Raw genomic sequence first — 511 nt, forward strand, 5'->3', positions numbered from 1 at the left:
GGGAGAGCGCGTGCTTTGCAAGCATGAGGTCGTCGGTTCGATCCCGCCTGTCTCCCCCATTTGTGTGGGCCTACGCGCCGCTATGGCGGGGGCGTTCCTAACGAGGTCTCGACGCCGTTATCTGTAGACTCCGTTTGCCGCAGCGATGATCAGACAGCAGCGTCAGGTTCGGTTGTTCGTGCTGTCAGGCGAAAACAATCACTCACCTCGTGCAGCGAGAATGTGGCCGTTGGGGCAGAGAGATTTGTCAACCCTGGCGGTCATGTTCGGCAAGCATACGGTGGTGGGTCCGGAAACGGATCTGCCACTGGTCTTTTTGTGACCGTGTCGGTTTTTTGCGCTGGATCCTCAGGACCCAGTGACAAAAGAACGGACATCGATCACGAGAGCGATCAAGTGCCTTAAGAGCATTCGGTGGATGCCTTGGCGCTGAGAGGCGATGAAGGACGTGGTACGCTGCGATAAGCCTTGGGGAGCTGCGAACGAGCTTTGATCCAGGGATTTCCGAATG

The 511-nt window shown here is 57.3% G+C and carries 1 rRNA gene; it reads left to right on the forward strand.

Features of this window, described 5'->3' with window-relative positions:
* Nucleotides 1-390 precede the first annotated feature (390 nt).
* Nucleotides 391-511: ribosomal RNA gene (locus MKL01_RS19840) — 23S ribosomal RNA — on the forward strand; the annotation flags it as partial.

The organism is Methylobacterium sp. J-070, from assembly GCF_022829385.1.
Taxonomy (GTDB): domain Bacteria; phylum Pseudomonadota; class Alphaproteobacteria; order Rhizobiales; family Beijerinckiaceae; genus Methylobacterium.